Source organism: Clostridiales bacterium, assembly GCA_030016385.1.
Lineage (GTDB): Bacteria > Bacillota > Clostridia > Clostridiales > Oxobacteraceae > JASEJN01.
Genome location: JASEJN010000023.1, coordinates 36,919 through 45,793, shown reverse-complemented (window position 1 = coordinate 45,793; position 8,875 = coordinate 36,919). Strand labels below are relative to the sequence as shown.

The following is an 8,875-nucleotide window of genomic DNA, read 5'->3' as shown; positions in this document are numbered from 1 at the left end:
TACAACCATAAGAATATAATCAGCGATTACGGTGAGACAGAAATTGCAATACCCCGTGACCGAAACGGTGAATTTGAGCCTAAAGTGCTTGAGAAGTGGCAAACCCGGACTAATGAGATTGAGCAAAAGATCATGGCGATGTATGCCAAGGGCATGAGCCAAAGGGATATTGAGGATAGTCTGCACGATCTATATGGGGCCGAGATCTCCCAGACTCTAATCTCCAAGATTACAGATAAGATATTGCCGGAGGTTAACGAATGGCAGAATCGCCCTCTTGAGAGCATTTATCCGGTGATTTATTTTGATGGCATCGTATTCAAAAGCCGCAAGGATAACCAGATAATAAACAAGTGCGTATATACGGTATTGGGAATCAATATGGAGGGGCAGAAAGATATTTTAGGGACATGGATAAGCGAAAACGAGAGTGCATCCTTCTATGCGAGCATATGTTCAGACATAAAGAGGCGTGGTGTGGCGGATATATTCATCGCCTGCCATGATAACCTCAAAGGGCTCGGGGATGCAATAAACGCTGTATTTCCGAAGACGAAGCAGCAGCTCTGTATTGTACACCAGGTGCGTAATTCATCGAAATTTGTGCCGTACAAGGACAGGAAAGCAGTATGTGCAGACCTAAAGAGGATCTACGGTGCAGTAAATATTGATGATGCCGAGTATGCGAAAGAGGAATTCAGGGAAAAATGGGATAAGAAGTACCCATCGATAATGCGTTCGTAGGACGCAAACTGGGCGGAACTATCAACATTTTTCCAATATCCTGAAGAAATTTGCAAACTAATATACACAACTAATGCTGTTGAGGGATACCACAGGATGGTGAGAAAATTTACGAAATCCAAAGCGATATTCCCCACAGACGATTCCATACGGAAGGTGGTATATCTTTCGGTAAAGGAGATAAGCAAGAAGTGGTCACTCCCGGTACGTAACTGGGGGCTGGTTTACAGCCAGGTGATGATTTATTTTGAGGATAGGGTTATGTCATAAAGATATGATGAAGGCTCTGCCCTCAAACTCCCGGGGTTTATCCGCTGGGGACTTGCCGGTGAAATAGAAAGCGTCCAACTTTAATGGTCAGCCGTTTCACCGTATAAGTCGCAACAAGCGTTGGGTCGCTCCCCAGCGTAGCACTATTTATGCTGCATTAAAATTATTTACAATAATTTGGACGGTTATACCATTTACACTAAATAATATTCATTCCCTGAAAAAAACTTCAAACCCATTGGATTCCTAAACTGATAATCAAAAAATTTGCCGATTGTAAGGAGTGTAAATATCTTTGTGTATCTCCTCTACCTTTGGACAGTATTCTCTACTAGTTGTAATTTTTTATATTGTTTTGGTGATACTCCCACTAATTTTTTAAATGTCTTGCAAAAGTAAGTTTCATCATTAAAACCAACTTCAAAGCACACTTCCATTATTGACATATTTGTATTTAACAATAATTCCATAGCCTTAGTTATCCTTAAATTGCTAAGATATTCGTTAAATGTTTTTCCCGTAAGAGACTTAAATATGTAACAAAAGTAGGTTTTTGACATCATAGAATGTTTGCAAGCATCCTCAAGATGTATTTTTTCATTATATTTCGAGTGTATATATAACATAGAATCTATAATCGCATCTTTATATTTTCGTAAAATCTCTTTTTCTTCACTGATTTTCGAATCCTTATAATACTCTCTGATAACAATAGTAAGAAGTTTTAATAAATCACCTTTAAGCAACATTTCATAATATCTGTCCTTGACTTTATACTCATAGAGCATTTCCTCAAGTATTTCTTCAGATTTCAATAGAGAATCTCCGGTAAGATTTATCTTTAGCCTTACCTTATCTTCTGAAACCAAGAAAGGTCTAAGATATGCGAAATCAAAAAAATCAGTATCCTCATATAAATTTTTGAATTGTTCATTTATAAATTGAGGTAAAAATTCGCATCCGATAATTCTCACTTCTTCTCCTTTACATGGCATCACTTTATGAACTGCGAATGGAGGGAGTACAAACATGTCCCCTCTGGTCATCTTATACTCTATATTATTAAACTTATGCAGAAATTCGCCACGTGCCACATACCATAATTGTATATAATCATGGGTATGATCCGGTATTGTTTGAATATGTCCTTTCATCTCATATATTTTTATGGGTATCGATTTATTAAGCATAGCATCTGCATCGAAAAAGATTATATTTTTACTTTTAGCTATATGCTTTAAATTTTTAAGGTACCTAAAAGGTTCAGTCGCCTGCTTTATGTTTCCTACACTAGTATTCCCCCTAAGATTTACTGAATTAATCTTATCTGATATATCCTTCGTCTGCTCACCTTTTTCTGTAGATAAAACATTATTATCAGGTAACATGATTATACTCATCCCCTCAGCTATTAACTTTATACTAATACTTAAGCATGTTTATCTGCTTCAGCATCCTTCCCGGCAATTTTTAACTGATTTTTTATCTCTATAAGATCATGCTTTGCTCTTTCAATATCCGGTACAGCAGCATGACATTCATTGGACAGAAATCCATTATATCCACTTTTTATTAATGCTTTAAATAATGGTAAGTGATCTACTGCACCTTCTCCAAGCATTTTTTGTTGAAATATTTCATCACCATCTTTTGTTCTGTCATGAAATGTCCCTGGCATGCTATCGTCCTTTACCCTCAGTTCATCCTTTACATGCACATGGAAAATCTTGTTTCCAAGGATATCTACTGATTTGGCTCCATAATCAGTGCCTGTAATATACATATTACCTGGATCAAGTATAAAACCAACATTATCTCTTTTAACCTTTTTTATAAAACTGTCGGCAGCTTCTACTGTTTCTATTAGGCTACCGTTATGTATTTCCATAGCAATTCTACATTTATACTGAGCTGCTAGATCAGCACATTTATCAATCCAGTATGATGCTTTTTCATAATGATAGTTCTGAGCTAAGAATGCATTAGGGCCTCCGCAACCCACCCTTATAAGGTTACATTTCAACACTCCCATAATATTCAAATATTTTTTAAGATCTTCATATGTTTTTTTACATTCTTCGTCAGACATTGTAGAAAAACCTCCAATATACGAACCTATGGACGGAATCTTAAGTCCATATTCATCGAGCATACGCCTTATTTCCCTTGCTCTTTCTTTTGTTGTCCCAGCAGAGATATGCGGTTCCCTCCCCCACAATTCAACTCCATCATAACCTATTTCTTTGGCAAGTCTTATTGATTCATCAATGCTCCTATCTCTAAAGACTAGTGTAAATAGCGATACTTTCATTTTATTAATCCCCCATTCAATATTTGTAAAAATAATGTTAAATTTGTAAGTATAGATTCCTGTCTATACTTACTATGACATAAGTAAAAAATATATCGCATATGATGTACTTTTTATTTTCTTAATTTATAATACTAATCAGTAAGATAGTTTAGATATTCATATCCCTTCGTCATCACATATTTTATTTTAATATCATCATCAAATACAAGTATGTCCGCATCCTTACCTTCTTGTATGCTACCTTTCCTGCAACTGCATCCCATAATCTCCGCCGGCGTTAGTGAAGCCATCCTTACTGCATTAAATATTTCTACGCCAACCCCTTTATACATATTTCTCACAAGCCTATCAGCAGTCGCAATGCTACCTGCAAAAGCTTCAAAGTCAGGCATAAATGCAACTCCATCTTTTAATATTACCTTTTGGCCATTCTTCCTGCTCCCAAGTATGGATTCGCCTTCTGTTCTGCCGGCAGCCCTCATTGCATCTGTTATTAGGGCGATTTTGCGTGGACCTTTTATTTTATAAATAAGCTTAAGCAATTCAAATGGAAGATGACAACCGTCGGCTATAATTTCTACAGTCATATCATCAATTAAAAATGCACTCTCCACAATTCCAAGCTTTCTAAAGCCTTTTACTCGGTGGATACCCTGCATACCTGAATAAATGTGGGTGACATGTCTTACTCCAATATTGAAGGCTCGTATGACATCTTCATATTCTGCATTGGAATGCCCTATTGAAGCAACAATACCTCGACTCTTTAGCTCTTTGGCGAGATCCATTCCATTCTTTATCTCAGGTGCAAACGTAACTCTTTTTATAAGGTTGCTATAATCGAATAATTTCATATAATCTTCTCTCATAGGAACTTTTATATACTTAGGATCCTGAGCACCTCTTTGAGACATGTTAAGATATGGTCCTTCAAGGTGAACACCAAGTATTTCTGCGCCATGATTAGATGAAGATATATATTTATTCAAAGTATCAATAGCACCAAATACTTCATAATCGGAACAGGCAAGAGTCGTAGGATAAATACCAGTGGTCCCGTGAGCTGTATGTGTACTGATTATATTTCTTACCGATTCTATATCAATGTCAAGGAAGTCTCCTTCACCGCCTCCATGCACATGTATATCTATAAATCCCGGGGAAATGTAATTTCCCTTTACATCTATTACAGTTCCATTGTAATGACCGGTATCCCTGAAAATCTTTTTTATAGTGTCGTCTTCAACACTGATACAGAATCCGTTCAATAACCTATCGGGCAGTATAATCCTACCGTTTATAAAAGTTATCATACAAAAACTCACTTCCTTTATTTATTCACTTATGGTTATAAGTTCCTGTCTTTAATCAAGGCAAACACATTATATTTTTATAACCTTAGCTAACATATTATAGAAGATATTTCCCTGAATCCTTATCAAGATAGAGTACTGAATCACGGTGCCTTCTAATTATAGTAGCTGGACAAGTCTCGGAAATATCACCAAATATTGTCTTTTTAACAGCTTCAGCTTTAGTAATAGAAGGTACCATGCAAAATACTTTTTTAGCTTTCATCAAAGCCGGAATTGTAAGAGTAATAGCAAACTTCGGTACTTCATCGATGCATTTAAAGCAGCCGTCATGCACCTGCTGCAATCTGCATTTTTCATCAAGGTCAACGACTTTAATCATCTGACTATCATTAAAATCCGCAACATGAGGATCATTGAAAGCTATATGACCATTTTCCCCAATACCCATGAACGTTATATCAACCGGATACTGGGACAGTAGTTCCTGATACCTGCGAATTTTACTATCCACCGATTCTTCCCCATTTTCTATGTAGTGCACCTTCTTGAAAGGTACCTTGTCAAAAATACTCATTTTTAGAAATGAAGAAAATAATCTACTATCGCCTTTTTCTAATCCCATATATTCATCCATATGAAAAGCGTTTATCCTATTCCAGTTCACATCCTGTAGTTTTAAATATTTTAAAAATTCATTTTGCGAAGGTGCAGCAGCAAATATTAAGTTGACTTCTTCTTGTTTATTTAGGAGTTTTCTTATATACAGTCCGGCATCTTCGGCTGCAGATTTACCTAACAGATCTCTATTTTCAAATATTTTAACACTTAAGCTATAATTTCGGATTAATCCATCCATAATCATCCATCACCCTTCAACACCGCTGGCTTATAAAATTTAAATATAAAAGTAAAATTGATTCACTTCAAATTGACATAAGAGAAAGGGGATTTTGCCTGTGAGCTTCTTCAATAACTGCAATTTGCTGCCTTATTTGTTCTGGTGTAATCTCGAGAGGCGCCCCTTTTGTCATGACTTTATAAAGCATATTATAAAATTCCCCGGAAATTGTACTAAAGAGGTTCTTTTTTTCTATAGGCACGTCCCAGCTTTCTTCATACCATTTAAGCTTTTCACTGCAGTATGCGGGTGTTCCGTCTTCATGCATCAAAGGAGTCCTTACAAGATGCTGTTTTGGCGCTTCTGAAGGTTTAAAATATTTCCAATCTATATGTTCCATAGAACCTTTGAGTCCCCCGCATGTACCCTGTACATTATATGTAAAACATGGATAAGCACAGCATGATGATATTTCAAGATCTATTACCGGCCTGCCAGCAGCTTTAAGTATTAATTTGACATAATCTTCGGCATCTCCAAATGTGTTGGCTCTATCCATAAAACATGTAACAGAAGGCATTTCTTTGGTATTCAGTAACTGAAGAGCCTGATCAAGCGGATGCGGTCCGGTATTATATAAATTTCCTCCGTTATACTCTTGCATACACTGCCAATCCCATCTTCTAGCGAAACCATTAAACGCAATGCTTATCTGTACGATTCTTCCCAAGACCCTTGAATTTATAACTTTTTTGACCTGCTGGAAATACGGCGCATAACGAGACTGTTGGAAAATTGCAAGCAGCTTCTCTGATTTTCGCGCCGCTTCAATCATATCATCCACTTCTGAAACTTTACCGGCCATTGGTTTATCACACATGACATTGAAACCATGATTTAAAAGGTCTACTGTTATTGGATAATGTAGATGGCTGGGAGTGGAATTGATGACAATGTCAATATCTTTTCTGCCAAAAAGCTCCCTGTAATCACTAAAAGTCTCACATCCATATTCTTGCTCTGCCCTTTGTCGCCTATCTTTAAGCAGATCAACCGCCGCAACTATTTTAAAACGGTTATCCGTTATAAGATATGTGCCATGAATGTTACGGCCACAGCGACCTTGTCCTATGATTGCGACTCTTATCTGTTTCAAAAATATTCAACTCTTTTCTATCTATTTAAATTAAATATAACTAAACTATATATTATTTTAGATCAGATTTTTAAAAATGTATCTGAGAATTGTATATAAAAACAGTTATTTTGTAAAAATTATTATAGTTTCCCATATTAAAGGTTTGCTATCTTCGTAAACAATAAAGTGACCTGACTTTAGGGCAATATAATTTTTGCTCATTAAAAATGATATTTTGGATATGTTTATTTCATTGTGATTTGTCATCTTTCCCAGTATTTCCTGTCCATGCTCCTGTATTGAACTGCTTCGCCTATATTTTCTGCGCTTATATTCTCTTCGCCATTCAAATCGGCAATCGTCCTTGAAATTTTTAATATCTTGTTGTAAGCTCTTGCGCTTAAACCTAATTTTTCAAATGCTGCCTTCAATATCTTCCTGCCGCTTTCATCTATATGGCAATATTTTTTAATCATTCCTGCAGTAAGTTGGGCATTACATAATATATTGCTCCTTTCATACCTTTTTAGCTGCAATTTTCTTGCCTTGTTCACTCTCTCCTTGATCTGACTGGAGCTTTCACCCTTCGATTCTTTTTCGAGTTCATCATATTTTACAGGCGATACTTCTATATGGATATCGATCCTGTCGAGAAGGGGACCCGATATTTTGCTCAAATATTTTTTTATCGCTGTTGGCGTGCACGTGCATTCTTTAACCGGATCATTAAAAAATCCACATGGACATGGGTTCATGGATGCGACAAGCATAAAAGAGCACGGGAAAGTGACTGCGCCATTTACCCTCGATATGCTTACAACGCCATCTTCCATCGGCTGTCTTAAAACCTCCAGGGCATCCCTTTGAAATTCCGGAAGCTCATCCAAAAAAAGAACGCCGTAATGAGACAGCGATACTTCACCCGGATGGGGTATTCTTCCGCCTCCAACCAGCGAAATCTTCGATATCGTATGATGAGGCGATCTAAAAGGCCGCGTATTTATAATACTTCCGGACATTCCCAATTTGCCGGTTATGCTGTATATTTTAGTTATCTCTATCGCCTCGTCAAAAGTCAAATCAGGCAGTATTCCGGGAAGCCTCCTGGCAAGCATGGTTTTTCCAGACCCAGGAGGTCCGATCATCAGGATGTTATGTCCACCCGCAGCGGCTATCTCAAAGGCACGCTTCGCATTTTCCTGCCCCTTGATATCTATAAAATCGTCATACTCACGGCTTATCTTATTTATATCATCTTCCATCAATTCATATGGTTCTATATCGTTATTTCTTTCAAGGACATCAATAGTTTCCTTCAGCGAAGACACGGGATATACTTCGGCATCCTTTATAATGGCTGCTTCATTCGCATTTTTAAACGGTACGATTATCTTCCTGTATCCATTTTTGACTCCGTCTGCGACCATGCAGAGTACGCCGTTCACGGGTTTAACCCTTCCGTCCAGGGAAAGCTCGCCAAGTATAAGATATTCATCGATATCATCGGAAATTATCTGCCCGCTTGCATGCAATATGCTTACGGCTATAGGCAGGTCATAGCACGGCCCTTCCTTTTTTATATCGGCAGGCGCAAGATTTACGGTGATCTTTTTTAAAGGATAATCATAATTGGAGTTTTTAATGGATGCCCTTACCCTTTCTTTAGATTCCCTGATGGCCGCATCTGGAAGACCGACTATCGTAAATCCGGGAAGGCCATTTGAAATATCGGTTTCGACTTCGATGATGAGACCATTTATACCTGTTACAGCACAGGTGTATACTTTACTTATCATAATTCTATACCCCCATGCTCACAATTATGGCCAAATAAAGATTTTTTAACCCAAAATCATATGATGGAATCGGCATCAAATGCATTTTTTATAAGCCTTAAATATCTTATTTCATCGTTTGAAATTATTGTCTCGACAACATCAAACCTGAAATTAAGCCCGTACAGTCTTTTTTGGCTGATATACATCATAGCCATCCTGATAATTTTATTTTGTTTGTTTTTAGTTACGGCCTCGCATGGCAGACCAAATTCATTATTTTTTCTCGTTTTCACTTCGATAAATGCGATATAATCTTCGTCCCTGCCTATTATATCTATTTCGCCATATCTTGTCCTGAAATTTCTCTGCAATATGCTGTATCCGTTTTTAATAAGGTATTCAACGGCCGCCTGTTCGCCTAAATCTCCTTTATCCTTGCTGGAATCCATAAACAAACGCCTCACAAATTTAATGTTA

7 protein-coding genes and 1 pseudogene are annotated in these 8,875 nt (G+C 37.2%); 1 reads left to right on the top strand and 7 read right to left on the bottom strand.

The window, feature by feature from the left end; genetic code table 11:
* Positions 1-1,014 (top strand): annotated as a pseudogene (locus tag QME45_07360) (IS256 family transposase).
* A gap of 308 nt (positions 1,015-1,322) precedes the next feature.
* Here QME45_07360 and QME45_07355 read toward each other — a convergent pair.
* The 7 genes from QME45_07355 to QME45_07325 form a co-directional block, all read right to left on the bottom strand.
* Positions 1,323-2,402: an AraC family transcriptional regulator gene (locus QME45_07355; protein ID MDI6618481.1), complete on the bottom strand. Its 1,080-nt coding sequence runs from the start codon at positions 2,400-2,402 to the stop codon at positions 1,323-1,325.
* A 41-nt stretch (positions 2,403-2,443) separates the two neighbouring features.
* A complete protein-coding gene (locus tag QME45_07350) occupies positions 2,444-3,325 on the bottom strand; it encodes a sugar phosphate isomerase/epimerase (GenBank protein ID MDI6618480.1) in 882 nt (293 codons plus the stop codon).
* A 134-nt stretch (positions 3,326-3,459) separates the two neighbouring features.
* Positions 3,460-4,641, bottom strand: a complete 1,182-nt coding sequence (nagA, locus tag QME45_07345; GenBank protein MDI6618479.1) for an N-acetylglucosamine-6-phosphate deacetylase — start codon at positions 4,639-4,641, stop codon at positions 3,460-3,462.
* Positions 4,642-4,738: 97 nt separating this feature from the next.
* Positions 4,739-5,506: a glucosamine-6-phosphate deaminase gene (locus QME45_07340; GenBank protein MDI6618478.1), complete on the bottom strand. Its 768-nt coding sequence runs from the start codon at positions 5,504-5,506 to the stop codon at positions 4,739-4,741.
* 61 nt (positions 5,507-5,567) lie between these two features.
* A complete protein-coding gene (locus QME45_07335) occupies positions 5,568-6,638 on the bottom strand; it encodes a Gfo/Idh/MocA family oxidoreductase (protein MDI6618477.1) in 1,071 nt (356 codons plus the stop codon).
* A 245-nt stretch (positions 6,639-6,883) separates the two neighbouring features.
* The gene (locus tag QME45_07330; protein MDI6618476.1) at positions 6,884-8,416 is read right to left on the bottom strand and encodes a YifB family Mg chelatase-like AAA ATPase; all 1,533 of its coding nucleotides are present in this window, start codon (positions 8,414-8,416) and stop codon (positions 6,884-6,886) included.
* 56 nt (positions 8,417-8,472) lie between these two features.
* Positions 8,473-8,847 (bottom strand): YraN family protein, encoded by a 375-nt coding sequence (locus tag QME45_07325; GenBank protein ID MDI6618475.1) that lies wholly within the window; start codon positions 8,845-8,847, stop codon positions 8,473-8,475.
* Between the last annotated feature and the right edge of the window lie 28 nt (positions 8,848-8,875).